Here is a 26576-nt window from a genome sequence, read left to right as displayed (position 1 = left end):
GATGACCGACAGCCCGCCTCTCTTGACTCGACTCGCGTCCACCATGCCACACGCCCTGATTGTCGAAGACGATCCCAACAGTCTGTCCGGCCTCACCGCGCTGCTCGCCGCGGACGGCTTCTCGGTCGACACGGCCACGTCGCTCGCCGAAGCGCGCACGGCGCTCGGCCGCTCGATTCCCGATGTCGTGCTCGTCGACCTGAACCTGCCGGACGGCAGCGGGTTCGACCTGCTCCAGCACCTGCCGCAGCAACAGCCGAACGGCTCGCTGCCCGTCATCGTGCTGACGGGCAATGCGACGGTCGAGAGCGCCATCGAGGGCCTGCGTCACGGTATCTGGGACTACCTGCTGAAGCCGATCAACATTCCGCGCCTGCGCAGCCTGCTCGCGCGGATCCCCCGCCCCTACGAACTGATCGACGAAGTGCAGTCGTTGCGCGCGTCGCTGCGCCATCTCGGCCGCTTCGGCGCGCTGGTCGGCCGCAGCGACGCGATGCAGCACGTGTACGACATGATCGAGCACAACGCGCGCACCGAAACGGCCGTCCTGTTCTCCGGCGAAGCCGGTACCGGCAAGAAGCTGGCCGCGCGCACGCTGCACGACCTGAGCCGGCGCCGCAAGGGGCCATTCGTGTCGTTCGACTGCAGGACGATCGCGCAGGCCGGCCGGCACGGCGCATCGCTCGACAGCGTACTGTTCGGCCATGAGCGCGGCGCGTTCGACGGCGCCGAGCGCCGCGAATCGGGCCTGTTCGAGCAGGCCGGCGGCGGCACGCTGTTCCTCGACGAAATCACCGCGCTGCCGCTCGTGCTGCAGGAAGCGCTGCTGCATGCGCTCGATTCGCAGAACTTCATGCGGATCGGCGGCACGAGTTCGATCACGAGCGATTTCCGGCTGATCGCGACCACGCGCCGCCCGGCACGCGAAGCGGTCGCGAACGGTACGCTGCGCGAGGATCTGTGGTTGCGCCTCGACGCGGCGTCGATCACGATGCCGCCGCTGCGCGAGCGCGACGGCGATGCACTCGCGATCGGCGACGCGCTGATCGACGAGCTGAACCGCGAAGCGCGCGCAACCGGCCGCAGCACGACCGACAAGCGCGCGGCACCGGGCTTCGTGCGCGAATGCCTGTCCTACGAATGGCCGGGCAACGTGCGAGAACTGCAGGAACGCGTGCGCTTCGCGTACGACGCATCGGGCGATTTCATCGAGACGCTGCGCGCGGGCGAGCCGAGTTTCTCGGCCGGCGCCGCGCTGAACGGCAGCAGCGTGCAGATCAAGGTCGGCACGCCGCTGTCCGACGTCGAGGATCTGCTGATCCGCGCGACGCTCGATGCGGTCGGCGGTACGCGCCACCGCGCAGCCACGCTGCTCGGCATCAGCCCGAAGACGCTGTACAACAAGCTGCAGCGAATGAAGGTGAACTGAGCGGGCGTCGATGCTTGTAGGCACTGGCGGAATCAGACCGTTAGTTGCGCCAAGAGAATCACCGTCCCGGCCCGCTTGACTCGTGACGCTACCCGTTTCGCACCTGCAGTAACCCATGAAAAAGCCGCGCAGTTGCGCGGCTTTTTGTTTCGGCGACCGGGGAATGGCACACGTCGCGCCATCCCCTCCCCGCTCATGCCAGTGCGCTGCTCAACAACGCCTGCGCCTGCAGGTATTCGGGCTGCGCGATCAGCTTGTCCCACTTCGGTGCCTTGCCGCGCGCGCGCATCCGCTTGAGGCGTCGCACCGACTCGTCCGTTGCCCGCGCCTTCAACCCGTTCAGCACGACCTCGGCCGCGTCCGGCTGGTTGCAGACGAGCACCATGTCGCAGCCGGCAGCGAGCGCGGCGTCGGCTGCCTGCGTGAGCGTACCGCCTTCGCGCGCGGCTTCCATCGACAGGTCGTCGCTGAAGATCGCGCCGGTGAAGCCGAGCCGCCCGCGCAGGATGTCCTGCAGCCACACGCGCGAGAACCCGGCCGGCCGCTTGTCGACCTGCGTGTAGATCACGTGCGCGGGAATCACCGCGGACAGCGACAAGCCGAGCCAGTCGTAAGGCGCGACGTCCTGCTTGAGGATCGCATCGAGCGTGCGGTCGTCGGTCGGCAGCGCGACGTGCGAGTCGGCCTCCGCGAAGCCGTGCCCCGGGAAATGCTTGCCGCAGTTCGCCATCCCGGCGAGCGACAGCCCGTGGTTCAGGCTCTTCGCGAGCAGCGTGACGACGCGCGCATCGCGATGGAACGCGCGATCGCCGATCACTTTCGAGTGCCCGTAATCGAGGTCGAGCACGGGGGTGAAACTCATGTCGATCCCGCATGCGCGCAATTCCGCGGCCAGGATATAGCCGACGGCCGTCGCGACCTTCGTCGCGAGCAGCACGTCGCGATCCCACAGCTCGCCGAGGCGCCGCATCGCGGGCAGCACGGTGAAGCCGTCGGTGCGGAAACGCTGCACGCGCCCGCCTTCGTGATCGACGGCGATCAGGATGTCTTCGCGCACCGCGCGGATCGAGTCGGTCAGCGCGGTCAGTTGCGCACGGTTCTGGAAGTGCCGCGCGAACAGGATCACGCCGCCGGTATTCGGATGCGCGAGGCGCCGCGCATCGTCGCGCGACAGGGCCGTGCCGACGACGTCGAGCATGACCGGGCCGGGAGTCGTTTTCATCGAATCGGGAATTCCGTCAGGAGGAGGTTCGGGAAACAGGGGCAGGCGCGGCGTCCGTCTCGGCGATCACGAACGACACCGCGTAGTCGCGCTCGTCGCTGACCGTCACGCGTGCCGTGATGCCGCGAGCGGCAAGCCATTCGGCCAGCTCGCCCGACGCGACCACGTACGGCTCGCCGCTCGGGTGATTGAGGGTCTGCAGCGCACGCCACGTCATCGGCCAGTGCATGCCGAGCCCGATCGCCTTCGAGAACGCTTCCTTCGCGGAAAAGCGCGTCGCGAGGAACGCGATGCCGCGCGCCTCGGAGCGGGCGCGGCGCGCATGGAACACGCGCAGCTCGTCGGGGCCCAGCACCTTCTCGGCAAACCGGCCGCCCGTGCGTTCGAGCACGGCCGCGACGCGGCTCACCTGCGCGATGTCGGTACCGATGCCGTAGATCGCCATGTCAGTACGCGCCGGTGTGGCCCGGCTGAGCCGGGTCAGGCATGACGTGCGATGCGCAGCGGCCTTTCATCTTCAACGCGCGCCGCCATGCAGCGCGGCAACGCGTGCGGCGACCATGATCGCCTTCATTTCGCGCACCGCGTTGTCCCAGCCCGCGAAAATCGCGTGCGCGACGATCGCATGGCCGATGTTCAGCTCGACGATGCCGTCGATCGCGGCGATCTGCTGCACGTTCGTGTAGTGCAGCCCGTGACCGGCATTGACCTTCAGGCCAAGCTGCGCACCGGCCTGTACGCCCGTGACGATGCGCTCGTATTCGCGCTGCTGCTCGGCTTCGTCGTGCGCTTCGGCATAACGGCCCGTATGCAGCTCGATCACCGGCGCGCCTGCTTCGTGCGCGGCACGGATCTGCGTCTCGTCCGGGTCGATGAACAGCGACACGCGCACGCCCACGTCGGCAAGCTGCTTGCACGCCGCACGCACGGCCTCGAAGCGGCCGGCGACATCGAGCCCGCCTTCGGTCGTCAGTTCCTCGCGCTTCTCGGGCACGAGGCACGCGTCGTGCGGGCGCACTTCGCAGGCGATATCGAGCATCTCGGCCGTCACCGCGCATTCGAGATTCATGCGCGTCTTCAGCAGCGGGCGCAGCTTGCGCACATCCGCATCGACGATGTGGCGGCGATCCTCGCGCAGATGCAGCGTGATCGCGTCGGCGCCGGCTTCCTCGGCGGCGAGCGCCGCGCGGATCGGATCGGGATAGGTCGTGCCGCGCGCATTGCGCAGCGTCGCGACGTGGTCGATGTTCACGCCGAGGTCGATGGCGGTGGGCGTTGTCAGGAAGAAGCTCATAGGTTTTGCAGGTCGATCAGGATCTGACGCGTGGCAAGCGGCGTACCGCCGAGATAGGTGTTCAGCAGGAAGCGCATCAGCGTCTTGCTTTGCGCAACCGTCTGGGCTCGATGGTAATCGTCCTGCTCCATGTCGAGCAACGTCTGCCCGGAAATGACCGGCCAGTGCGACGGAACTTCGTCGTCCGCGTTGCGCACGCCGCGCTCGGGATCGAACACGTAGCGGCGGTCAGGCTCGACCGCGCGGCGCGCGACCGTGCGGTTCAGCGCCATCGCGTAGCCGGTCTCGCGCAACAGCACGCGCTCGAACGAGCGCAGTACCTGCACCGCGGGCTCGCCGTGGGCGAGGCGCGTGAGGGTCAGCACGTAGTGGTTGAAGAGCGGCGGCTGGGGATCCTCGCGCGCGCAGAATTTCACGAGCAGCTCGTTCGCGTAGAAGCCGCACAGCAGCCCGTCGCCGCCGAGCGGCAGCATCCCGCCGACCCACTCGGCGCCCGTCAGCGTGCGCACCTCGGATTTGCCCGACCACGACAGCAGCAGCGGCTGGAAAGTCTGCAGTACACCGCGCAGCGCGGAGTGCGGGCGCTTCGCGCCCTTCGCGACGAGCGCGAGCCGGCCGTGATCGCGCGTCAGCACGTCGACGATCAGGCTCGTTTCACGATACGGGTAACTGTGCAGCACGAACGCCGGCTGTTCGGCGACGCGGAAATCGGACGTGCGAGACGTCGCGCGCCGCGCCTTGCGCGGCGGTTCGGGCGGTGCCGGCAACGGCGCGTCGTTCGCGCCGGCCGTCACCGCGTCTTCGGTCGACGTCAGTGCGTCATTCGTACCCATAGGCACGCAGCCCCGCCTCGTTGTCGGCCCAGCCGCTCTTCACCTTCACGAAGGTCTCGAGGTACACGGGGCCGTCGAACAGCTTCTCCATGTCCATCCGCGCCTCGGTGCTGATCTGCTTGAGCTTCTCGCCCTTCTTGCCGATCACCATCGCCTTGTGCGAATCGCGCTCGACGAGGATCGTCGCGAAGATGCGCTTCAGGCGCCCTTCCTCCTCGAACTTGTCGATCAGCACGGTGCTCGTGTACGGCAGTTCGTCGCCGGTCCAGCGGAACACCTTCTCGCGCAGGATTTCAGCGGCGAGGAAACGCGAGCTGCGGTCGGTCAGTTCGTCCTCGCCGTAGATCGGCTCACCTTCCGGCAGGTACGGCTTGATCGTGTCCAGCAGGCGCTTGATGTCTTCCGGACGCTGCGCCGACAGCGGCACGAGCTCGGTGAATTCGCGCAGCGTGCTCATCTGCTGCATGAACGGGAACAGCGACGCCTTGTCGGTCACGCGGTCGATCTTGTTCGCGATCAGCAGCGTCGGCATGCCCGGCGGGATCAGGTCGAGCACCTTCTGGTCGTCGGGCCCGAAACGGCCGGCCTCGATCACGAACAGGATCACGTCGACCGACGTGAGCGTCGACGTGACCGCGCGGTTCAGCGAACGGTTCAGCGCGGTGCTGTGGCGGGTCTGGAAGCCCGGCGTGTCGACGAACACGAATTGCGCGTCGTCGAACGTATTGATGCCGGTGATGCGGTGGCGGGTCGTCTGCGCCTTGCGCGACGTGATGCTGATCTTCTGGCCGACGAGTGCGTTCATCAACGTCGACTTGCCGACGTTCGGGCGGCCCACGATCGCGATCATGCCGCAACGGAAACCGGTAGGAGCGGGAGTGTTCATATCGTTTGGGAGACAGGTTCGGAAACGGCCGCGCGGCGCGCGGCACGATCGATGGGCAATTCAGTGGTCGGCATCGGCCACGCGCGCCTGCGCGGCAGCGAGGCTCACGCCGCCCGGCGGCGTCTCGGAATCCGGTGCCGTCGTGTCGCGCGTGCGCGCAGCCGTGCGCGAAGCGGAGTCGGTACCGGCGGAAGCCTTGTCGGCGGACGCGGGGGCAGGATCGGCGGCCTGGGCAGCCGGCTTGTCGGCTCCGCGTGCGGCGGGCACGGCTTCGGCGGGCTTCTCCGCGGCCTTGTCGGGTCGCTCGGCCGGCTTCTCGGCCGGTTTTTCAGCAGCCTTGTCGACCGCCGGCTTCGCCGCCCGTTCACCCTTCTCGGCAGTTGCATCGACGTGTGCCGCGCGAATCGCGGCCATCGGCGCCGCGGCCGGCTCATTACCGGTCGCCGCGGTTGCCGCGGGCGCCGCACCGGCCGCCCTCGCCTCGCGCGCCGCCGCGCGTTCCTTGCGCTCCGGCGAGCGCAGGTCGAGCGCTTCCTGCACGCCCTTCACGCCCGGCACGATTTCGGGTTCGACATGCTTCGACCCGCGTGCGTTTTTCGAGCGCTTCGGCTTGGCGGCCAGCATCGGCGCGGCCGCCATCACCTCGTCGAGCGCCTTCTTCGCGGCGGCCTGCTCGGCCGCGCGCCGGCTCGCACCGGAGCCCGACACCTTCACGTCGAGCTTCGGCACCGTGCATTCGACTTCGAATTGCTGATTGTGCGCCGCACCATGCGTGGCGACCACCGTGTAAGTCGGCAGCGCGATCTTGTGCCCCTGCAGGTACTCCTGCAGCAGCGTCTTCGCGTCCTTGCCGAGCGTGCGCGGATCGATGTGGTCGAGAATCGGGATATAGAGGCGCTTGATGACCCCTTGGGCGGCTTCGAAGCCGCCATCGAGGAACACGGCCCCGATGATGGCTTCGAACGCGTCCGCGAGGATCGACGGGCGGCGGAACCCGCCGCTGCGCAACTCCCCCTCGCCGAGCCGCAGCCCGTCCGAGATATTCAGGGCCTGAGCAATTTCGTACAGTGACTGCTGTTTGACGAGGTTGGCGCGTACGCGCGACAGATCGCCTTCGTCCAGCTTGCTGAAACGCTGGAACAAAAGGGCAGCCACCGCGCAATTCAGAACGGAATCGCCGAGAAACTCGAGCCGTTCGTTGTGCGTGGCACTGTGACTACGATGGGTCAAAGCCTGGCGCAACAATTCCGCATTGCGAAATTCGTAGCGCAGCCGGCTTTCCAACTGGGATAGGGGCATGTGCAGGAGTATAACGCGGGCGCCGGTCGGGCCGAAACGGCACGGCCGGACGCGAAAAGGCGTGACGAGGCGGTGTTACCGCCGGTTCTTAAAGTAGTTCGGCAATACGCGACGCGGCCCGTGCGTCGCGTATTGCGAGTGACCCGGATGCGATCAGTTGAAGGAACCGATGCGCTTGAGGTCGCTGAAGTTCATCCAGATGAAGAACGCGCGGCCGACGATGTTCTGGTCCGGCACGAAACCCCAGTAGCGGCTGTCCGCACTGTTGTCGCGGTTGTCGCCCATCATGAAGTAGTGGCCGGGCGGCACCTTGCAGATCACGCCGCGGCTGTTGTACGTGCAGTTGTCGCGAAACGGATAGTCGTATGCGCCCATCACGAACGGCGGCACGGCCGGGTTGTTGAGGATCGCGTTCTTCTTGTTGCCGATCGTTTCCTCGAACTGCTTCGCGTAATTCTGGCGCTCGTCGTCGAAGAAATCGGGCAGCGGTGTTTCGGGCACCGGCTGGCCGTTGATCGTGAGCTGCTTGTCCTGGTATGCGACGGTATCGCCCGGCAGGCCGATCACGCGCTTGATGTAGTCGACCGACTCGTCCTTCGGATAGCGGAACACGACGACGTCGCCGCGCGACAGCGGGCTGCCCTGCGTGATCTTCGTGTTCGTCACCGGCAGGCGCAGCCCGTATTCGAACTTGTTGACGAGGATGAAGTCGCCGACGAGCAGCGTCGGCACCATCGAGCCCGACGGAATCTTGAACGGCTCGACGACGAACGAACGCACGACGAACACCGCCAGGATTACCGGGAAGAAGCTCGCGGTGTACTCGAGCCACCACGGCTGGCGCAGCTTTTCGTCGCGCAGCTTCGAACGCGTCTGCACCGCGTTTTCATCCGCGAAACGCTTGTCGATGCGCGACTGCTGGCGATCGAACTCCTCGATCGCCGAGTCGGCCGCCTTGCGTCGCTGCGGCAGGAACACCAGTTTGTCCAGCACCCACGCTACGCCCGTCAAGATGACGAGCACAAAAAGAATCAGCGCAAAATTCATAAAAGGAACAGTCCTGTTATTTGTCTTCGACGCGCAAGATCGCAAGGAACGCTTCCTGCGGGATCTCGACCGAACCCACCTGCTTCATCCGTTTCTTGCCTTCCTTCTGCTTTTCGAGCAGCTTCTTCTTTCGCGTGATGTCGCCGCCGTAGCACTTCGCAAGCACGTTCTTGCGCAGCGCCTTGATGTTCTCGCGCGCGACGATGTGCGCGCCGATCGCGGCCTGGATCGCCACGTCGTACATCTGGCGCGGGATGATCTCGCGCATCTTCGCGGCCACTTCGCGGCCGCGGTATTGCGACTGCGAGCGGTGCACGATGATCGACAGCGCATCGACCTTGTCGCCGTTGATCAGCATGTCGACCTTCACGACGTCCGACGAACGGTATTCCTTGAACTCGTAGTCCATCGACGCGTAGCCGCGCGACACCGACTTCAGGCGATCGAAGAAGTCGAGCACGATCTCGGCCATCGGGATCTCGTACGTGAGCTGCACCTGGCGGCCGTGATACTGCATGTTGATCTGCGAGCCGCGCTTCTGCTCGCACAGCGTGATCACCGAGCCCACGTAGTCCTGCGGCATGTACAGGTTCACGGTGACGATCGGCTCGCGCACCTCGGCGATGCGGCCGGGCTCCGGCATCTTCGCCGGGTTCTCGACCATGATCGTCGAGCCGTCGCTCTGCACGACCTCGTAGACAACCGTCGGTGCGGTCGTGATGAGATCCATGTCGAACTCGCGCTCGAGCCGCTCCTGCACGATTTCCATGTGCAGCAGCCCGAGGAAGCCGCAGCGGAAACCGAAACCGAGCGCCTGCGACACTTCCGGCTCGTACTGCAGCGACGCGTCGTTCAGCTTCAGCTTCTCGAGCGATTCGCGCAGCGCGTCGTACTGGTTTGCTTCAACCGGATACAGCCCCGCGAACACCTGCGGCTTCACTTCCTTGAAGCCCGGCAGCGGCTCGGCGGCAGCCTTGGTCGCATGCGTGACGGTATCGCCGACCTTCGCGGCCGTCAGTTCCTTGATGCCTGCGATGATGAAGCCGACCTGCCCGGCCGACAGCGATTCGAGATTGCGCGATTTCGGCGTGAACACGCCGACGTGCTCGACCGGATACTGCGCGCCGGTCGCCATCATCTTGATCTTGTCCTTCGGACGCAGCGTGCCGTTGACGATGCGCACCAGCATCACGACGCCGACGTAGTTGTCGAACCACGAGTCGATGATCAGCGCCTGCAGCGGCGCGGCCGGATCGCCCTTCGGCGGCGGCACCTTCGCGATCAGCGCTTCGAGCACGTCCTCGACACCGAGCCCCGTCTTCGCGCTGCAGCGCGTCGCGTCGGTCGCGTCGATGCCGATCACGTCCTCGATCTCCTCGATCGCGTTCTCGGGGTTCGCGGCCGGCAGGTCGATCTTGTTCAGCACGGGAACGACCTCGACGCCGAGCTCGATCGCCGTATAGCAGTTCGCGACCGTCTGCGCCTCGACGCCCTGGCTCGCATCGACGACCAGCAGCGCGCCTTCGCACGCGGACAGCGAACGGCTGACTTCGTACGAGAAGTCGACGTGCCCCGGCGTGTCGATCAGGTTCAGGTTGTAGACCTTGCCGTCGCGCGCGCGATAGGACAGTGCGGCTGTCTGCGCCTTGATCGTGATGCCACGCTCGCGCTCGATATCCATCGAGTCGAGCACCTGCGCTTCCATTTCACGGTCGGCGAGGCCGCCGCATACCTGGATGATGCGATCCGCGAGCGTCGACTTGCCATGGTCGATGTGCGCGATGATCGAGAAATTGCGAATATGATCCATTCAGTGCCGATCAAGCGAAAAAGGCGCGCTCGACGACCGCTGAGCACGCCTTGTGTAAGTCGGTGAAAAAACGGCTTATTTTAGCCGAAAAGGCCTTCGCCGGGCGGTATTTCCAACGCCGGCCCGCGCGGCACCCTGCCGGGGCCGCCCGCCGGGCATAGCCCGGTACCAAGCGCCGCCGCAAGGCAGCAGCCCGGCTTCAGCGCCGGGCCGCGAGCGCGCCGTGCACCTTCGCGGCGTCGAACCGGTGGCGGCACACTTCCGCACCGTCCAGCAGCAGCACGGGCACGTCCTCGTCGTAGCGGGCGACGAGTGCCGCATCGGTATCGATGTCGATGTAATCGACCGCAACGCCGAATTCGGCCGCCACCGGCGCCAGTGCGTCGCGCATGTCGTCGCACAGGTGGCACCAGCCGCGGCCGTAGAGCGTGAACATCGGCGCGTTATTTCTGGCGCGGCCGCACGGGCACGAACTGCGTGTTGTCGCCGCGCCGCACGAGTACCGCGACCGCCTTCTGCGGATCGAGCTGCGCGGTCACTTCGGCGAACTGCTTCGCGTTCGTGATGTCGGTGTCGCCGACACGCAGCACGATGTCGCCGCGCTGCAGGCCCGCACGGGCGGCCGGGCCGTCGACGCCGTCGATCTGCACGCCGTTCTTCAGCTTCAGCGTCTTCATCTGCTCCGCCGTCAGGTCGCTGACCGTCAGACCGAGCGAGTTGGCCTGGCGCGGCTTCTGCGGCGCGTTCTTGCGCTGCTCGGCCTTCGCCGTCGATTCGGCCGGGGTTTCCGCGATCGTGATCGGCAGATCGCGTGCCTGACCCTTGCGCCACACGCTGACCGTCGCCTTCGTGCCCGGCTTCGTGTCACCGACCATGCGCGGCAGATCCGACGCCGTGTCGACCGAACGGCCATTGAACTTCAGGATGATGTCGCCCGGCTGGATCCCCGCCTTGTCGGCCGGGCCGCCCGGCTCGACGCTGCTGACGAGCGCGCCCTCCGCCTTCGGCAGCCCGATCGAATCGGCCACGTCCTTCGTCACTTCGCCGATCGCCACCGCGATCCGGCCGCGCGTGACCTTGCCCGTCGCCTTCAGCTGGTCGGCCACGCGCATCGCCTCGTCGATCGGAATCGCGAACGAGATGCCCATGAAGCCGCCGGTACGGCTGTAGATCTGCGAGTTGATGCCGATCACCTCGCCCTGCATGTTGATCAGCGGGCCGCCCGAGTTGCCGGGGTTCACGGCGACGTCGGTCTGGATGAACGGCAGGTAGTCGCCCGTGTTGCGGCTCTTCGAGCTGACGATGCCGGCCGTCACCGTGTTGTCGAGGCCGAACGGCGAACCGATCGCGACGACCCACTCGCCGACACGCACCTTGTTCGAATCGCCGATCGCGACGACCGGCAGGTTCGACGCCTGGATCTTGACGACCGCGACGTCCGTGCGATCGTCGACGCCGATCAGCTTCGCCTTGAATTCGCGCTTGTCGGTCAGCGTCACGTAGATGGTGTCCGCATCGTCGACGACGTGCGCATTGGTCATCACGTAACCGTCGGCCGACACGATGAAGCCCGAGCCGACGCCGCGATTCTGTTCGGTGTCGGGCGGATTGTCCGGCGCCGGCGCGTTCTTCGGGTTGCCGCCGCCATTGCCGCCACCGTTGCCGGGCGCCTGCGGCAGCGGAATGCCGAAGAAGCGCCGGAAGAATTCCGACATGTCGCCGTTGTCGAAGCCCGGCGGGAGCATCCCTCGCGGGCCGCTGCTCGTCGGCACGTTGGCGGTGGTCCGGATGTTCACGACGGCCGGCCCGACCTTTTCGACCAGATCGGCGAAGTCGGGCAGGCTGGCAGCGGGAGCCGTCACCGCGACCGCGGTATGTGGCACGAGCGGCAGGCAGGCAGACAGCGCCGCCGCCGCGAGCCATTTGCGCAGCGTGAGTTTCATCATGTCGGAAGCCGTAGCGTTACTTGGAAGCCTTGTATTCTATGGCAGACGCGAACTGCTGCAACGTAGCCGGCGGCACTTCGCCGAGCACGGTGATCCAGTAGTCGCCGCGGCGCTTCACGAGAACGTTCGTTGCACCGGTGCTGCCCGCGCCTTCCTTGCGCGTATTCTTTTCGGCCGGCTCGATGAAAACCGAGATCGTCGCGAGACCGTCGGTGAAGACGGCCTGATCGACCGGAATCGGCGGCTCACCCGCGTCGCGCGCGGCCATCGGCCGGCGCACTTCGCGAATCTTCTGGAAACCGGCGACACTCGGTGCGAGTTGCCAGCCCTGCGCTTCCATGTCGACCGTCGCGACCGGCGGGCGTACGACCGTCCAGCCGCTCAGGTTGCGCATGCCGGCCGCGATCGCGGCCTTGTCGCCGCTTGCGCCGCCCGTCTGCAATTGCGAGAACGCAATCTGCTCGAGCACATGATCGTTCGCATCGAGCGTCTGCGAACGCAGCAGCAGCCCCGTGCGCGCATCGGCCCACAGCTTGTACGTGAAGCGGTATGCGTCCTTCGGCACGAGCTCGACGACCTGCGCGTCGATCCCCGCGACACGATCCTTGCCGAGCGACTTCGCGTCGTAGACGGACATCACGTGCTCGCCGCTCGCGCCGAGCAGCGCGGGGAACGAGTCGCGCGTCTGACGGCGCTCGACCACGCACAGCTTCCGCTCGGGTACGAACGTGTACAGCTCGTCGTTGTGGCGCAGCAGCTTGCGCGGCTTGCCGTCGAGCGTCTCGATGCGCTCGAACTCACCGTCGCGGGACGCGACGTGCGCAATGCGCGACGACTGCACATACCCGCCGCGCTGATAGACGAACGTGCCTTCGTAGCTCTGCTGCTGCGCCGCTTGCTGGACGCGGTCGAGCCAGTCCGCGGCACCCTTGCGGGTCGCGACGGGATCGTCCGGTTGCTGGGCGCTGGCAGGAAGGGATTGAACGGACAACAGGGCGGCTGCGCAAAGCAGGAGGGCCGGCAGCCGCTTCCATCCGGAGATGGCTTGATTCAACTGCAATGTCCGCATCGGGTTTATTGGCCTGGCGTGGTGGTCACGGCAGCGCGGATCAGCGGCATCGAACCCGTGACGACGGGCTGCTGCGCGAATTGCTGGTGCGCTTCAAGGTATTGGTCGAGGCTGGCGTCGCGGATGATGTTGACGTCCTGCAGCCCTGGCTGGGCCGATGCCTGCGCAACCGTCACGCGCTGCAGGTTGCCGCCTTGCGGCGCACCGGCCGACGCGACCTGGACGGCGCCCGGGGCACCGGCCGTCTGCATTTGCGGGACGACGATCCACGTCAGCGTGGCCGCCGCGGCGGCAACCGCGAACGCGGGCACGACGCGCCGGCGCAGCGACAGCAGCTTGCGCGCGACGGGCGCGGCCGCCGGCGCGAGCAGGTGCGGCTCGCTTTCGAGCGCAGCCGACATGCGCGCGGTGAACGCGACGCTCAGCGCGGGCGACAGCGCCAGTTCGTCCGAGCGCAGCGCATCGCCGATCAGGTGGTAATGGGCCCACGCAGCGCGATCCGCGCGGTTGAGCTCAGCCAGAAACTGCCCGTTGTCCGGGCCATCGAACATTTCGCCATCGACCAGCGCGGAAAGGCGCTCGCCGCGCGAGCACGCTTGCGACTGCGTATTGACCGACCCCATGATGCTCCCCATCTTGCACACCCCGTCGTGACTTCACGACTCTAACCGTAACTAGACCCCGACCCGCGTCGCTCCGCCTGTCGCGCTTACCAGCGCTTGCCTTCGGGCGTATCGAGCAGCGGACGCAATTTGGCAGCGATTGCCTCGCGTGCACGGAAGATCCGCGACCGGACCGTCCCGATCGGACAGCCCATCATTTCCGCGATCTCTTCGTAGCTCAGGCCCTCGATCTCACGCAGCGTAATTGCCTGGCGCAGTTCCTCGGGCAGCAGAGCCATGGCAGCGTTGACCGTCTCGGCAATCTGCTTGCTCATCAACATCGACTCAGGCGTGTTGATATCCCTTAGTTGGTCTGCGTCGGAGAAAGTTTCCGCTTCCTCCGCATCGGCCTCGGTCGAGGTCGGCGCCCGGCGGCCTTGCGTCGCAAGGTAGTTCTTCGCCGTGTTGACGGCAATTCGGTACAACCACGTATAGAACGCCGATTCGCCGCGGAATTGCGGCAGCGCACGATACGCCTTGATGAACGCGTCCTGGGCCACATCCTCGACCTCGGCGGGATCACGCACGAGGCGCGAGATCAGCCGAATGATCTTGCGGTGGTATTTGGAGACCAGGAGTTCGAACGCCGCCTTGTCGCCCTTCTGTACGCGTTCGACCAGAGCCTGATCGATTTCTTTTTCACTCACCTGACAAATCCGTTAACTAGGGATGCAACGCGGAGCGTCATTGTAACGTTCCCGCGCCGGACGCTGGTTACGGTACGTAACCGCGCCGCCGTCATGCCCGCCCCGCCGCGCCCGCCGTCTTCGCCAGCACGGAAAGCGCGCTGAACGATGCGGCGTCGAGCGCATCGGCCGGAATCAGCAGCGGCCGGGCCCGCCGGGCACCCTGCCCGACCGACAGCACCAGCAGCAGGCTGCTCCAGTGCGCATGCCCCGTCACGCGGCCACGGGCCAGCAGGCGCCCGGTGCGGCCGAACGCCGCGATTTCCCCGAACGCGTCGATCCGCAGTTCGGCCGGCAGCCGGCGGGCACAGGCCCGCGCGGCGCATACGGCCAGCAGCGCGGCCGTCACGGCCGACACGCATGCGCCCGCGGCAGCGCCCGCGCGCGGCGCCCAGAACAGGTAGGCCGACGCGGCAGCCGACGCGACGAACGCGGCCAGCACGACATATGACACGGCCGAGGCCCGCAACGCAAAGCGCTGCGGACGCCCGGCCGGCGCATCGAATGGACTCGTCAAGTGACTGCGGCGTCAGACGCGCTTGAACACCAGCGTGCCGTTGGTACCGCCGAAGCCGAAGTTGTTCTTCACGGCCACGTCGATCTTCATGTCACGTGCGGTGTTCGCGCAGTAATCGAGATCGCACTCGGGGTCCTGGTTGAAGATGTTGATGGTCGGCGGCGACACGTTGTTGTGCAGCGCGAGCACCGTGAACACCGACTCGAGGCCGCCCGCGCCGCCCAGCAGGTGGCCCGTCATCGACTTCGTCGAGTTCACGACGATCTTGTACGCATGCTCGCCGAAGGCCGCCTTCACTGCGTCGGACTCGTTCTTGTCGCCCAGCGGCGTCGACGTGCCATGCGCGTTCAGATACTGGACCTCGTCCGCGTTCACGCCGGCGTCGCGCAGTGCCGCGACCATGCAGCGGCGCGGGCCGTCCATGTTCGGTGCGGTCATGTGGTACGCATCGCCCGTCATGCCGAAACCCGAGACTTCCGCGTAGATCTTCGCACCGCGTGCCTTCGCCGCTTCGTATTCCTCGAGCACCATCACGCCCGCACCTTCGCCCAGCACGAAGCCGTCGCGATCCTTGTCCCACGGTCGGGACGCGGTGGCCGGATCGTCGTTGCGGGTCGACAGCGCACGCGCTGCCGCGAAACCGCCGATGCCGAGCGGCGACACCGTCGATTCGGCGCCGCCCGCGACCATCACGTCGGCGTCGCCGGCCTGGATCAGGCGCGCCGCGAGGCCGATGCTGTGCAGGCCGGTCGTGCAGGCCGTGACGGCCGCGAGGTTCGGGCCCTTCAGGCCGAACATGATGCTCAGGTGACCCGAGATCATGTTGATGATCGAACCCGGCACGAAGAACGGCGAAATCCGGCGCGCGCCGCGATCGACGTAGGTCTGGTGCGTATCTTCGATCATCGGCAGACCGCCGATGCCGGAACCGACCAGCACGCCGATGCGTTCCGCATTGGTTTCGTTCACCTCCAGCCCGCTGTCCTTGATGGCCTGGACGCCGGCGGCGATGCCGTAATGGATGAACGTATCCATGTTCCGGGCTTCCTTCGCCGGGATGTACTCCTCGGCGCTGAACCCCTTCACTTCGCCCGCGAAATGGACGGCGAGGTTCGACGGGTCGAACTTCGTGACGGTGGCAATGCCGGACTTGCCGGCGACGAGATTGGCCCAGCCGTCGGCAACATTATTGCCAACAGGCGAAATCAGCCCCAGGCCTGTAACAACAACACGACGGCGGCTCACGGTAACCTCTTTTCCATTATTGGATGACAAAAACAAAAGCCACAGTGGCCACAGGAACCAGCCCTGCGAGCCCTGTGGCTGTTAGTCCGTCCGGCGCGAGGCCGGCAGGATGGCGCGTCAATCGCGAAGATCGCGGCGACGTGGCGGACAAGCGCGAAAGGCGCCTGTTACGCCTTGACGTTTGCGCGAGCGTAGTCGATCGCTTGCTGAACGGTCGTGATCTTCTCTGCTTCTTCGTCCGGAATTTCCATGCCGAACTCGTCTTCGAGAGCCATCACCAGTTCGACGGTGTCGAGCGAGTCGGCGCCCAGGTCGTTCACGAACGAAGCTTCGTTCTTGATCTCGGCTTCCGCGACGCCCAGTTGTTCAGCGACGATCTTCTTGACACGTTGTTCGATGTTGTCCATTACCCCTCCGAGGGAAAGTTCAGATTTACAAGTGCGCGCATTTTATCAGGTTTGCTGACGCCAAAACGCGCGTTGGCTTGATGGTCGATCAAGCGCCGATCCGCCTGAAAAACGGGATACGGCGCGGATGGTAAACGAAAATCGTTACGACATGTACATGCCGCCGTTCACGTGCAGCGTCGTACCGGTGATGTAACCGGCCTGCGGCGATGCGAGGAACGCGACGGCGTGGGCAATGTCTTCCGGGCTGCCGAGGCGGCCGAGCGGAATCTGGGTCTTGAGCGCGGCCTGCTGTTCTTCCGGCAGCGTCTTCGTCATGTCGGTATCGATGAAGCCCGGCGCCACACAGTTCACGGTGATGCCGCGGCTGCCGATTTCACGTGCGAGCGCACGGGTCATGCCCGCGACGCCCGCCTTCGCGGCTGCATAGTTGACCTGACCCGGGTTACCGGCCGAGCCGACCACCGACGTGATGTTGATGATGCGGCCGCCACGCGCCTTCATCATCGGGCGCAGCACCGCGCGCGACAGGCGGAACACCGACTTCAGGTTGGTGTCGATCACCGCGTCCCAGTCCTCGTCCTTCATCCGCATCGCGAGCTGGTCCTGCGTGATGCCCGCGTTGTTGACGAGCACGTTCAGCGCGCCGAATTCCTTCACGGTCGCGTCGATCAGCGCCTCGGCGGCTGCCGCGTCGTTGACGTTCAGCACCGCACCGCGCCCCGTGACGCCCGCTTCCGCGAACGCCGCGGTGATCGCAGCGGCGCCCGACTCACTCGTCGCCGTGCCGATCACCGTCGCGCCCAGGCGCGCGAGTTCGAGCGCGATCGAACGGCCGATGCCGCGCGATGCGCCGGTAACGATCGCAACCTGTTTATCGAGAGTCTTGTCCATGAATCGAATATCCGTCTCTTGAGAAAAGGCGCCGCGTCAGGCGGTCACCAGCTTGAGCGCTTCGTCGAGCGACGCCGGATCGAAAACCGACGCACCCGTCAGGTTGCCGTCGATGCGCTTCGTCAGGCCGGCGAGCACCTTGCCCGGACCGCATTCGATCACGTGCGTGACGCCCGTGCCTGCGATGTGCTGCACGCACTCGACCCAGCGCACCGGGCCCGCGGCCTGGCGCACCAGCGAGTCCTTGATCGCGGCCGGATCGCTGACCACGGCGACGTCGATGTTGTTGACGACCGGAATCTGCGGCGCCTTCACGTCGACGTTCGCGAGGTAGTCGCGCAACTGATCCGACGCCGGCTTGAGCAGCGACGAATGGAACGGCGCCGACACCGGCAGCGGCAGCGCGCGCTTCGCGCCCTTCGCCTTCGCGATCTCGCAGGCCTTTTCGACCGCGGCCTTGTTGCCTGCGATAACGACCTGTGCAGGCGCATTGAAGTTCACTGCCTCGACGACACCCGCTTCCGCGGCTTCCGCGCATACCGCACGCACCGTGTCGTCATCGAGACCCAGGATCGCGGCCATGCCGCCCTGGCCGACCGGCACGGCCGTCTGCATCGCCTGCGCGCGAAAGCGCACGAGCGGCACGGCATCCTTGAACGCGAGCGCACCGGCGGCGACGAGCGCCGTGTATTCGCCAAGGCTGTGTCCGGCGACGATCGACGGCACCGGGCCGCCCGCCTGCTGCCACGCGCGATAGCACGCGTAGGCCGCGGTCAGCATCACGGGCTGCGTGTTGGCGGTGAGGTTCAGCTCTTCGGCCGGGCCTTCGGCGATCAGCTTGCCGAGATCCTGATTGAGTGCATCGGACGCTTCCTGGAGCGTCTCGCGCACGACGGCCAGATCGGCGAATGCGTTGAGCATGCCGACCGCCTGCGAGCCCTGCCCCGGAAATACGAATGCAAATTTCATATCGTCCCCAATTGAATCGATTCGGACGGCGCGCACGAATGGCGCGCCGGTGGGATCCGCGCGCAGCAGTCGCGCGCCGCGGATCAGTAGCGGAAGACCGACGCGCCCCAGGTGAAGCCGCCGCCGACGCCTTCGATCAGCACGTGCTGGCCACGCTGGATGCGACCGTCGCGCACCGCGGTGTCGAGCGCCAGCGGGATCGACGCGGCCGACGTGTTGCCGTGCTGGTCGACCGTCACGACCATGCGCTCCTGCGGCAGGCCGAGCTTGCGGCAGGTGCTGGTCATGATGCGGATGTTGGCCTGGTGCGGAATCAGCCAGTCGATCTGCTCGGGCGCGAGATTCGCCTTCGCGAGCGCCTCGATCGCGACCTTCTCGAGCACGTTGACCGCAAGCTTGAACACGGCCTGCCCGTCCATGTACAGGAACGCGCTGCCTTCGATCACGCCGCGGTTGACGTTGCCCGGCGTGCAGAGGATATGCGAGTAGCTGCCGTCCGCGTGCAGCGCGCTGCCGAGCACGCCCGGCTCTTCCGACGCGGACAGGATCACCGCGCCCGCGCCGTCGCCGAACAGCACGCAGGTCGTGCGGTCCTTGAAGTCGAGAATGCGCGAGAACGTCTCCGCACCCACCACGAGCGCGGTGCGGTGCTGGCCGCTGCGGATGAAGCTGTCGGCCGTCGCCATCGCGTACGCGAAGCCCGAACACACGGCCTGCACGTCGAAGGCCGCGCCGCCGTTCTTGATGCCGAGCTTGTTCTGCAACAGGCACGCGGTGCTCGGGAACACGAAATCGGGGGTCGAAGTCGCGACGATGATCAGGTCGATCGACTGCGGATCGATGCCGGCGGCCTCGATCGCGCGACGCGACGCCTCGAGCGCGAGGTCGCTGGTCGTGACGTCCGGTGCGGCGAAATGGCGCGCATGGATGCCCGTGCGCGCAACGATCCATTCATCGCTCGTCTCGATGCCTTCCTTCGCAAGACGATCGGTCAACTGCTGGTTCGTGACGCGGTCGGGCGGCAGGTAGCTGCCCGTGCCGAGCACGCGGGAATAGAGAGTCGATTGGGCCATTTATGCTTTAGAGGATTGCGCAGCGGAAGGTTCGGCGTGATGGCCTGCGGCGGGGCTTGCATGGCCCGCGCCGCCCGCGTTGTGTTCGCCGTCGCCGAGCGACACCGAATTATCCGCCATCGCACGCGTGAGGCGCTCCAGCACGCCGTTTTTGACGGCATCATACCCGCGTTTGATTGCCCACTCAAACGCGTAGGCATCGGCCGAACCATGGCTCTTGATCACGAGGCTCTTCAGCCCCAGCAGCGCCGCGCCGTTGTACTGGCGGTGATCGACGCGCTTCTTGAAACGCATCAGGACAGGCAGCGCGAGCAGCGCCATCAGCTTCGACATCAGCGAACGGCCGAACTCTTCGCGGATGATGTCCGACAGCATCTGCGCAAGCCCCTCGGACGTCTTCAGCGCGACGTTGCCGACGAAGCCGTCGCACACGATCACGTCGACCGTGCCCTTGTAGATGTCGTTGCCTTCGACGTTGCCACGGAAGTTGAGCGTGCTGGCGCGCAGCAGTTCGCCTGCGCGCTTGATCGTCTCGTTGCCCTTGATCATCTCTTCGCCGATGTTCAAGAGGCCGATCGTCGGACGCTCCTTGCCTTCCAGCGCAGCCACGAGCGCGTGCCCCATTTCCGCGAACTGCAGCAGGTGCTGCGGTTCGCAGTCGACGTTCGCGCCGAGGTCCAGCATCATCGTGTAGCCGGTCGGGTTCGGCAGCGCGAACGCGATCGCGGGCCGCTCGATGCCGGGCAGCGTCTTGAGTACGTAACGGGAAACGGCCATCAGCGCGCCGGTATTGCCGGCGGAGATGCAGGCCTGCGCCGCGCCTTCCTTGACGTGGTTGAGTGCGACGCGCATCGAAGAATCCTTCTTCTTGCGCAGCGCCACTTCGACAGGGTCGTCCATCGCCACGACTTCGGTGGCGGGAACGATGGTCAGCGCGGGATCGTCGAGGACTTTCAGCTTTTTCAGCTGAGCGCGGATCGCGCTTTCGATGCCGACGAGCATCAGGTGCGCATCGGGATGCGCGCGGACGAACTTGACTGCCGCGGGAACGGTCACGGACGGGCCGTGGTCGCCTCCCATGCAATCGATTGTGAGCTTTACGGTCATGGAATGCGACGAATTTCAGGCACAAAAAAGCGGCAGTTGAATGCCGCCTTTTTGTTGAGCCAGGAAAGTGTCAAGCGAACCAGTTGTCACGCGAACGGCAAACGTAGCGCGCAACGCGTGACTTGACGCTTAGTCGTTCTTCGTCTTGACGACTTTCTTGCCGCGGTAGTAGCCGTTCGGGCTGACGTGGTGACGCAGGTGCACTTCACCCGTGCTCGGCTCGACTGCCAGCGGCGCTGCCGTCAGGAAATCGTGCGAACGATGCATGCCGCGCTTCGACGGCGACTTCTTGTTTTGCTGGACTGCCATGACTAACTCCTAAATAATTTTCCGGATTCTAACACAGCCCGATCCGGCGCTTAACTACCCTGGCCCAAAGCCTTTACGCCTTCCCGCGCCACAACTGCTTAGTGTTTCTTGGTGCCGTCACCGCCCTTCTTCAGCGCTTCAAGCGCCGCGAACGGATTCGGCCGTTTGCCTTCGTCCCCGGCTTCGTCGGACTCCTCGTCCGTCTCTTCCGCGGGACCGCTCGCACCCGACACGAGGCTTTCGTGAACTGCCGGGCAAACCTCGTGCTTGGGCACGAGCGGCAACGAAAGCAGCAATTCCTCTTCGATCAAGTCGACGAGATCGAACTGGCGTGAGCCCACGATCACATCGGCTTCATCGTCGTCGAGCGGAAATTCTTCAGCTTCTTCTTCGGTCGCGACGACCCGGTACGTCATGTCGACGTCGAACGTCTGGTCGTACGGGGTCATGCAGCGCTGGCACGTGAGCCACGCATGACCGTGCACCGCGAGACGCAGATACGGCTGCTGCCCGTCGGCGCCGTCGTCCTGCAACTCCTTCTGGGTGAACCCTTCCGCCTGCCATGTGAAGACCGTGTCGCGATCTGGCGCGTCCGCGGGCACTTCGTTTAACATGCGCGGCAGTTGCGAGAGGCGCACCGCGCCTGCTGCCTGCCGCCCGCTGCGGGCGAACTCGAACAGGTCGACTGCATGCGGATCAAGTGGCGCCGCAGCAGGTTTGCCAGAAGAAGTGTTCATGTGCGCTCCTGCCTACAGGCTGACTTGCGGATCCGGCTTGGTGCCGCTCGCGTACGGGTGACCGTACTTTACTTCCGAAGACCCGGCAGGCGCCACCACAACGGAAGCCTGCCGACGAAAAGCGGGAAAGCATACCTGTTTTACCTTTTGCAGTCAATCACTTAAGCTTGCGTCCGCAGCAACGCTGCGCAACACCCGACGACTCACCGATCCCACCGACCATGCCGGATACCGTTTGCCGCCCGCCGCGGCTGATTCTTGCCTCCAGTTCACGCTACCGCCGCGCGCTCCTCGAGCGCCTCGGCATCCCCTTCGACGTCGTGTCGCCCGACCTCGACGAAACCCCGCACGACGGCGAAACGCCGGCCGCGACCGCACTGCGCCTTGCGGGCGCGAAAGCGCGCGCCGTCGCCGCGACGATCGACGCGCCGGACGGCGTGCTCGTGATCGGGTCCGACCAGGTCGCGACCTTCGACGGGCTCCAGATCGGCAAGCCCGGCACGCATGAGCGCGCGCTCGCGCAACTCGTGTCGATGCAGGGCCGCGAAGTCGAATTCCACAGCGCGCTCTGCCTGTATGACAGCCGCACGGGCGAAGCGCAGGTCGAGGACGTCGTCACGCGCGTGCGTTTCCGCTCGCTGCCCGAGGCCGAACTCGATGCGTACCTGCGCGCGGAAACGCCGTACGACGTCGCCGGCAGCGCCAAGTCGGAAGGGCTCGGCATCGCGCTGCTCGACGCGATCGACTCGAACGACCCGACGGCACTCGTCGGCCTGCCGCTGATCGCGCTCACGCGGATGCTGCGCGCCGCCGAATATCCGCTGTTTGCAACCACCCGTGGAGACCGCACATGACGGCCGGCACGCTCTATCTCGTTCCGAACACGCTCGGCGAAGGCGACGAATCGATGCTCGCGGCGGTCCTGCCCGCGGCCGTGCAGGCACGCGCCGGCACGCTCGGCTATTACATCGGCGAGAACGCAAAGACGACGCGCGCGTTTCTGAAGAAGATCGGCACGACGCGCCCGATCCAGGAAATCGAGATCAGCGAACTGAACGTCAATACGCCGGCCGGCCAGATCGACCGGCTGCTCGCGCCCGTACTGGCCGGTGCGGACGCCGGCCTCGTATCCGAAGCCGGCTGCCCGGCCGTCGCCGATCCCGGCGCCTTGCTGGTGCGCCGCGCACACGAGCGCGGCGTGAAGGTCGTGCCGCTCGTCGGGCCGAGCTCGATCCTGCTCGCGCTGATGGCATCGGGCCTGAACGGCCAGAGCTTCGCGTTCAACGGCTACCTGCCGGTCGACGCGGCCGCGCGCGCGAAACGCCTGCGCGAACTCGAGCAGCTGTCACGCAAGGCGCGCCAGACGCAGATCTTCATCGAAACGCCGTACCGGAATCAGGCAATGCTCGACACGCTCGTCGCGACCTGCGCACCGTCGACGCAGATCTGCGTCGCGGCCGACCTGACCCTCGCGACCGAGACGATCGCGAGCCGCACCGTGACGGACTGGAAAAAGGCGCCTGCGCCGAATCTGCACAAGCGCCCCGCGATCTTCCTGCTGCTGGCGAACTGAAGCCGCGACCGGTGGCTGCCCGGCAGCCGATCGGCGGGCCATCGCGGCCCGCCCGCTTCCGGTCAGCGCAGGCTGACCGACGCGCCGCCGGCCGTCAGCGCCTTCATCGCGGCACCGCCGACGGCCGCGCCGAACTTGCGCGCGACACGGTTCGTCAGGCTTTCCTTCACCGTATAGTCGACAAGATCGGGCGCCTTCAGCACGTCGCGCGCGACCGTGTCGGTCGTGCCGAAGCCGTCGGCGAGCCCGAGCTCGACGCTTTTCTCGCCGGTCCAGAACAGGCCCGAGAACATGTCGGGCGTCTCGTGCAGCCGCTTGCCGCGGCCATCCTTCACCGCCTTGATGAACTGCGCGTGCACCTGGTCGAGCAACGCCTGCGCATGCGCGTCCATCTTCGGCGTGTCCGGCGAGAACGGGTCGTAGAAGCCCTTGTTTTCGCCCGACGTATGCAGGCGCCGCTCGACGCCGAGCTTGCCCATCAGGCCGGTAAAGCCGAACCCGTCCATCAGCACGCCGATCGACCCGACGATGCTCGCCTTGTCGACGAAGATCTTGTCGGCCGCGGACGCGATGTAATAACCGCCCGATGCACACATGTCGGTCACGACGACGTACAGCGGCTTGTCCGGATGCTTCGCGCGCAGCCGCCGGATCTCGTCGTAGACCATCCCGGCCTGCACCGGGCTGCCGCCCGGGCTGTTGATCCGCAGCACGACGCCGGCCGTACCGTCGTCGTCGAACGCGGCGCCGAGCGCCGTGTTGATGTCGTCGGCGTTCGCGTTGACGCCGGCGGCGATCTCGCCGTCGATCGTCACGAGCGCCGTATGCCGCCCGCTCGCCGAGAACTTCGCATCGCTCGAGAAATCGATCAGCGCGAACGCAAGCAGCACGAACACGCCGAGGAACGCGAAGCGGAAGAAGATCTTCCAGCGCCGTGCCGCGCGCTGCTCCTTGACGGCCGCGAGCGCGATCCGCTCGAGCGCCGCACGCTCCCAGTTCGGTTCACGGCTGTCGGGACGGGAGGAGGAATCCGGGGAATTCGGTTGGTCGGCCATGCGGTGTTGTCGTCAGTCGGTCGTGGCGGAAACGGCGGGACGCAGGTCGGCGTCGGGCACCCAGAATACCGCACGCCCGTCGGCCGTGTCGCGCTCGTCGACCTCGACCGGCCGCAGCCGGCCGCCGCGGCACGGGCCGCCGACGCACTTGCCGGTGTTCGGCTCGTAGATCGCGCCATGCGTCGCGCACATCAGGTAGAGGCCCGACGATTCGAAGAACTGGCCTTCGGCCCAGTCGAGCTCCATCGGCACATGCGCGCAGCGGTTCAGGTAACCGTATGCGCGCCCCTCGTAGCGCACGAAGAACACGACGGCCTGCTCGCCGCGCAGCGTCGCGTCGACGCGCACGCCGGCACCGCCGTCGGCCAGGGCATCCGATGCGCACACGCGCGTCGCGTCCGGCGCCGCGCTCATGCGTGCTCCCGCAACCACGCGGCCAGCGCTTCGACGTCCGGCGCGACGAAGCGCGGCGCGAGCGCAGCCAGCGCGTCGGCCGTGTGCGCGCCGTATGCGACACCGACGCCGGCCGCCCCGGCACTCGCGGCCATCTGCAGGTCGTGCGTCGTGTCGCCGATCATCACGGTGCGAGAAAGATCCTGCCCCAGTTCCCGGGACAGCTCGTGCAGCATCGCCGGATGGGGTTTCGAGAAAGTCTCGTCCGCGCAGCGCGTCGCATCGAACAGGCTCGTCAGCTTCGACTGGTCGAGCACGCGATTCAACCCGACCCGGCCCTTGCCGGTTGCCACGGCGAGCAGATAACCGGTGTCGCGCAGCTCGGCGAGCAGTTCGCGCACGCCGGCGAACAGCTCGATGCGCTGGTCGTCGAGCAGATAGTGATAGCGGTAGCGCTCGGCGAGCCGCGAATAGTCGGATGGATCGAGGGTCGGAGCGGTAATCTGCAGCGCGTCGCGCAGGCCGAGGCCGATCACGTAGCGCGACGCCTCGTCGGACGGCGTGGGCAGGCCGAGATCGCGGCATGCGGCCTGGATGCTGTGCGCGATGTGCGCAGTCGAATCCATCAGCGTGCCGTCCCAGTCGAAGACGATCAGGTCAAATTGCTGTCGAGCCATGCGGTTCAGGTTCAGGCGGTATCGCGCAATGCGCTGAGTTGGTCGAGGAAGCGCCGGCATTCGTCCGGCAGCGGCGCATCGAACTGCAGCGCCTCGCCGGTCAGCGGGTGGGCGAGCCGCAGCCGGTGCGCATGCAGGAACATCCGTTTCAGCGACGGCTGCGCATTCGCGCGCGCCAGCGCCTTGTTCAGTGCGAAATCGCCATACTTGGCGTCGCCGGCGATCGGCAGGCCGAGATGGGCGAGATGCACCCGGATCTGATGGGTCCGACCCGTTTTGAGTTCCGCTTCGACGAGCACGTAGTCCGGCCAGCGGTCGACGAGGTTGAACACCGTATGCGACGGCAGTCCGTCGTCCTGCACGCGCACGCGGCGCTCCCCTTCCGGGGTCGAATACTTGAACAGCGGCGCCTTCACCGCGCGACGGCGGCCCCAGTCGGGCTGCCATTCGCCGTGCACGCACGCGAAGTAGCGCTTGTCCATCCGGTTCTCGCGAATCTGCTCGTGCAGGCCCACCAGCGCCGTGCGCTTCTTCGCGAGCATCAGGATCCCGGACGTCTCGCGGTCGAGCCGATGCACGAGTTCGAGGAACTTCGCGCGCGGGCGCGCCTGGCGCATCTGCTCGATCACGCCGAACGCGACGCCGCTGCCACCGTGGACCGCGACTCCCGCCGGCTTGTCGATGACGAGCATCGCGTCGTCCTCGTACAGCACGTGGAAATTCGCGGGCGGCACGACGGGCGTGTCGGCGCGCGCGAGGTCCGCCGCCGCCACGCGCACGGGCGGCACGCGAACGATGTCGCCAAGGGCCAGACGGTACTGCGCGTCGATCCGGCCCTTGTTCACACGCACTTCGCCGCTGCGCAGGATCCGGTAAATATGGCTTTTGGGCACGCCTTTACAGACGCGCAACAGGAAGTTGTCGATCCGCTGACCGGCCGAGTTTTCGTCGATCTCGATCATCGATACCTGGCCGCTTGCGACCGAATTCTGGGATATTTTGCCTAACTCATTCATACTGAATATAATTTTGCCCAGCCTGACGTTGTGGGTGGCCTGACCGGCCGGCCCCGACCGAATCGGGCAAGGCGCAAGCGCAAACCGCTATTTTACTTGCGCCGGGGGTCCGCTGCTCGCCCCTAATCAAAGAGATGCAGCAAGTTGCACGCACGGCACCGCTCGCCGGCAAGGATCGCGCCCACAGGCGGATTCGGTCGGCAAGGTGCCGCGGTAACGGAAAGTTGGTTGAAAAGAATTTGATCGGCAGCCAGACGGCGCGAGGTGCGTCCGCAGGCTGCCGGTTGCGAAAATTACGGCGTTGCGCCCGATTTGGTTCCGCGAAGCGTGCGGGACTTGGCGACGTCAAACCAGGGAAGTACACCCCAAGCGGGAAAGTCGGGCTGGATTCGATACTCCCCGCTGCGGCCCAAGCCGCAGC

29 protein-coding genes are annotated in these 26576 nt (G+C 66.2%); 3 read left to right on the top strand and 26 right to left on the bottom strand.

Annotated features, from left to right (window positions below; translation table 11 throughout):
• The first annotated feature begins 43 nt into the window (after window positions 1-43).
• On the top strand, window positions 44-1429 hold the full coding sequence (locus PQB87_RS06040; RefSeq protein WP_027788001.1) for a sigma-54-dependent transcriptional regulator: 1386 nt from the start codon (window positions 44-46) through the stop codon (window positions 1427-1429).
• Between the two features lie 193 nt (window positions 1430-1622).
• Here PQB87_RS06040 and nagZ read toward each other — a convergent pair whose 3' ends face one another.
• The 22 genes from nagZ to PQB87_RS05930 all read right to left on the bottom strand — a co-directional run bounded on the left by nagZ (window position 1623) and on the right by PQB87_RS05930 (window position 21441).
• Window positions 1623-2651: a beta-N-acetylhexosaminidase gene (gene nagZ, locus PQB87_RS06035; protein WP_021159684.1), complete on the bottom strand. Its 1029-nt coding sequence runs from the start codon at window positions 2649-2651 to the stop codon at window positions 1623-1625.
• A gap of 16 nt (window positions 2652-2667) precedes the next feature.
• Window positions 2668-3096, bottom strand: coding sequence for a holo-ACP synthase (gene acpS, locus PQB87_RS06030; protein ID WP_059681836.1), 429 nt, complete (start codon window positions 3094-3096; stop codon window positions 2668-2670).
• 72 nt (window positions 3097-3168) lie between these two features.
• On the bottom strand, window positions 3169-3945 hold the full coding sequence (pdxJ, locus tag PQB87_RS06025) for a pyridoxine 5'-phosphate synthase (protein WP_489242683.1): 777 nt from the start codon (window positions 3943-3945) through the stop codon (window positions 3169-3171).
• Window positions 3942-4778 carry a DNA repair protein RecO gene (gene recO, locus PQB87_RS06020; protein ID WP_021159687.1) on the bottom strand — a complete coding sequence of 279 codons (837 nt, stop codon included), beginning with the start codon at window positions 4776-4778 and terminating at the stop codon, window positions 3942-3944. The genes pdxJ and recO overlap by 4 nt, the downstream gene beginning before the upstream one ends.
• Entirely contained in the window at window positions 4765-5664 is a 900-nt protein-coding gene (gene era / locus PQB87_RS06015; protein ID WP_027788003.1) for a GTPase Era, read from the bottom strand. The genes recO and era overlap by 14 nt, the downstream gene beginning before the upstream one ends.
• A 60-nt stretch (window positions 5665-5724) precedes the next feature.
• Window positions 5725-6963 carry a ribonuclease III gene (rnc, locus tag PQB87_RS06010; protein ID WP_489242682.1) on the bottom strand — a complete coding sequence of 413 codons (1239 nt, stop codon included), beginning with the start codon at window positions 6961-6963 and terminating at the stop codon, window positions 5725-5727.
• A 153-nt stretch (window positions 6964-7116) separates the two neighbouring features.
• A complete protein-coding gene (lepB, locus tag PQB87_RS06005) occupies window positions 7117-8010 on the bottom strand; it encodes a signal peptidase I (RefSeq protein WP_027788005.1) in 894 nt (297 codons plus the stop codon).
• Window positions 8011-8026: 16 nt separating this feature from the next.
• On the bottom strand, window positions 8027-9820 hold the full coding sequence (gene lepA, locus PQB87_RS06000; RefSeq protein WP_021159691.1) for a translation elongation factor 4: 1794 nt from the start codon (window positions 9818-9820) through the stop codon (window positions 8027-8029).
• 199 nt (window positions 9821-10019) lie between these two features.
• The gene (locus PQB87_RS05995; RefSeq protein WP_059681832.1) at window positions 10020-10256 is read right to left on the bottom strand and encodes a glutaredoxin family protein; all 237 of its coding nucleotides are present in this window, start codon (window positions 10254-10256) and stop codon (window positions 10020-10022) included.
• A 7-nt stretch (window positions 10257-10263) separates the two neighbouring features.
• A complete protein-coding gene (locus PQB87_RS05990; protein ID WP_021159693.1) occupies window positions 10264-11766 on the bottom strand; it encodes a DegQ family serine endoprotease in 1503 nt (500 codons plus the stop codon).
• A gap of 16 nt (window positions 11767-11782) precedes the next feature.
• A complete protein-coding gene (locus PQB87_RS05985; protein WP_021159694.1) occupies window positions 11783-12835 on the bottom strand; it encodes a MucB/RseB C-terminal domain-containing protein in 1053 nt (350 codons plus the stop codon).
• A gap of 5 nt (window positions 12836-12840) precedes the next feature.
• Window positions 12841-13458: a sigma-E factor negative regulatory protein gene (locus tag PQB87_RS05980; RefSeq protein WP_027788009.1), complete on the bottom strand. Its 618-nt coding sequence runs from the start codon at window positions 13456-13458 to the stop codon at window positions 12841-12843.
• An 86-nt stretch (window positions 13459-13544) separates the two neighbouring features.
• The gene (gene rpoE, locus PQB87_RS05975) at window positions 13545-14144 is read right to left on the bottom strand and encodes an RNA polymerase sigma factor RpoE (RefSeq protein WP_006490873.1); all 600 of its coding nucleotides are present in this window, start codon (window positions 14142-14144) and stop codon (window positions 13545-13547) included.
• Between the two features lie 91 nt (window positions 14145-14235).
• Window positions 14236-14700 carry a hypothetical protein gene (locus tag PQB87_RS05970; RefSeq protein ID WP_021159696.1) on the bottom strand — a complete coding sequence of 155 codons (465 nt, stop codon included), beginning with the start codon at window positions 14698-14700 and terminating at the stop codon, window positions 14236-14238.
• A 12-nt stretch (window positions 14701-14712) separates the two neighbouring features.
• Entirely contained in the window at window positions 14713-15945 is a 1233-nt protein-coding gene (gene fabF / locus PQB87_RS05965; RefSeq protein WP_021159697.1) for a beta-ketoacyl-ACP synthase II, read from the bottom strand.
• Window positions 15946-16112: 167 nt separating this feature from the next.
• Window positions 16113-16352: an acyl carrier protein gene (acpP, locus tag PQB87_RS05960; RefSeq protein ID WP_004197638.1), complete on the bottom strand. Its 240-nt coding sequence runs from the start codon at window positions 16350-16352 to the stop codon at window positions 16113-16115.
• Between the two features lie 144 nt (window positions 16353-16496).
• On the bottom strand, window positions 16497-17246 hold the full coding sequence (gene fabG, locus PQB87_RS05955) for a 3-oxoacyl-ACP reductase FabG (protein ID WP_006476504.1): 750 nt from the start codon (window positions 17244-17246) through the stop codon (window positions 16497-16499).
• 36 nt (window positions 17247-17282) lie between these two features.
• The gene (gene fabD, locus PQB87_RS05950; RefSeq protein WP_489242681.1) at window positions 17283-18215 is read right to left on the bottom strand and encodes an ACP S-malonyltransferase; all 933 of its coding nucleotides are present in this window, start codon (window positions 18213-18215) and stop codon (window positions 17283-17285) included.
• 83 nt (window positions 18216-18298) lie between these two features.
• Window positions 18299-19288: a beta-ketoacyl-ACP synthase III gene (locus PQB87_RS05945; RefSeq protein WP_027788011.1), complete on the bottom strand. Its 990-nt coding sequence runs from the start codon at window positions 19286-19288 to the stop codon at window positions 18299-18301.
• A complete protein-coding gene (plsX, locus tag PQB87_RS05940; protein WP_027788012.1) occupies window positions 19289-20395 on the bottom strand; it encodes a phosphate acyltransferase PlsX in 1107 nt (368 codons plus the stop codon).
• Window positions 20396-20524: 129 nt separating this feature from the next.
• Window positions 20525-20704: a 50S ribosomal protein L32 gene (rpmF, locus tag PQB87_RS05935; RefSeq protein ID WP_006051932.1), complete on the bottom strand. Its 180-nt coding sequence runs from the start codon at window positions 20702-20704 to the stop codon at window positions 20525-20527.
• Window positions 20705-20802: 98 nt separating this feature from the next.
• Window positions 20803-21441 carry a DUF177 domain-containing protein gene (locus tag PQB87_RS05930; protein WP_059486572.1) on the bottom strand — a complete coding sequence of 213 codons (639 nt, stop codon included), beginning with the start codon at window positions 21439-21441 and terminating at the stop codon, window positions 20803-20805.
• A 221-nt stretch (window positions 21442-21662) separates the two neighbouring features.
• Here PQB87_RS05930 and PQB87_RS05925 point away from each other — a divergent pair, with 221 nt between their 5' ends.
• Together PQB87_RS05925 and PQB87_RS05920 are read left to right on the top strand one after the other, a co-directional pair.
• Window positions 21663-22295: a Maf-like protein gene (locus PQB87_RS05925; protein ID WP_059681829.1), complete on the top strand. Its 633-nt coding sequence runs from the start codon at window positions 21663-21665 to the stop codon at window positions 22293-22295.
• Window positions 22292-23014 carry an SAM-dependent methyltransferase gene (locus PQB87_RS05920; protein ID WP_027788014.1) on the top strand — a complete coding sequence of 241 codons (723 nt, stop codon included), beginning with the start codon at window positions 22292-22294 and terminating at the stop codon, window positions 23012-23014. Before PQB87_RS05925 ends, PQB87_RS05920 begins: the two co-directional genes overlap by 4 nt.
• Window positions 23015-23076: 62 nt before the next feature.
• On the opposite strand, the gene PQB87_RS05915 is transcribed toward PQB87_RS05920, so the two are convergent.
• Genes PQB87_RS05915 through PQB87_RS05900 form a run of 4 tightly spaced genes read right to left on the bottom strand, consistent with a single transcriptional unit; the run spans window position 23077 to window position 26155 of the window.
• Window positions 23077-24069: a S49 family peptidase gene (locus tag PQB87_RS05915; protein ID WP_059681827.1), complete on the bottom strand. Its 993-nt coding sequence runs from the start codon at window positions 24067-24069 to the stop codon at window positions 23077-23079.
• A gap of 12 nt (window positions 24070-24081) precedes the next feature.
• Window positions 24082-24483: a Rieske (2Fe-2S) protein gene (locus tag PQB87_RS05910; RefSeq protein ID WP_153488006.1), complete on the bottom strand. Its 402-nt coding sequence runs from the start codon at window positions 24481-24483 to the stop codon at window positions 24082-24084.
• Window positions 24480-25139: an HAD-IA family hydrolase gene (locus tag PQB87_RS05905; protein WP_059681826.1), complete on the bottom strand. Its 660-nt coding sequence runs from the start codon at window positions 25137-25139 to the stop codon at window positions 24480-24482. The genes PQB87_RS05910 and PQB87_RS05905 overlap by 4 nt, the downstream gene beginning before the upstream one ends.
• Before the next feature lie 11 nt (window positions 25140-25150).
• Window positions 25151-26155, bottom strand: coding sequence for an RluA family pseudouridine synthase (locus tag PQB87_RS05900; RefSeq protein ID WP_489242680.1), 1005 nt, complete (start codon window positions 26153-26155; stop codon window positions 25151-25153).
• Window positions 26156-26576 lie beyond the last annotated feature (421 nt).

This window comes from Burkholderia sp. KL41 (assembly GCF_057005415.2).
This window is presented reverse-complemented; position numbering and strand designations above follow the sequence as displayed.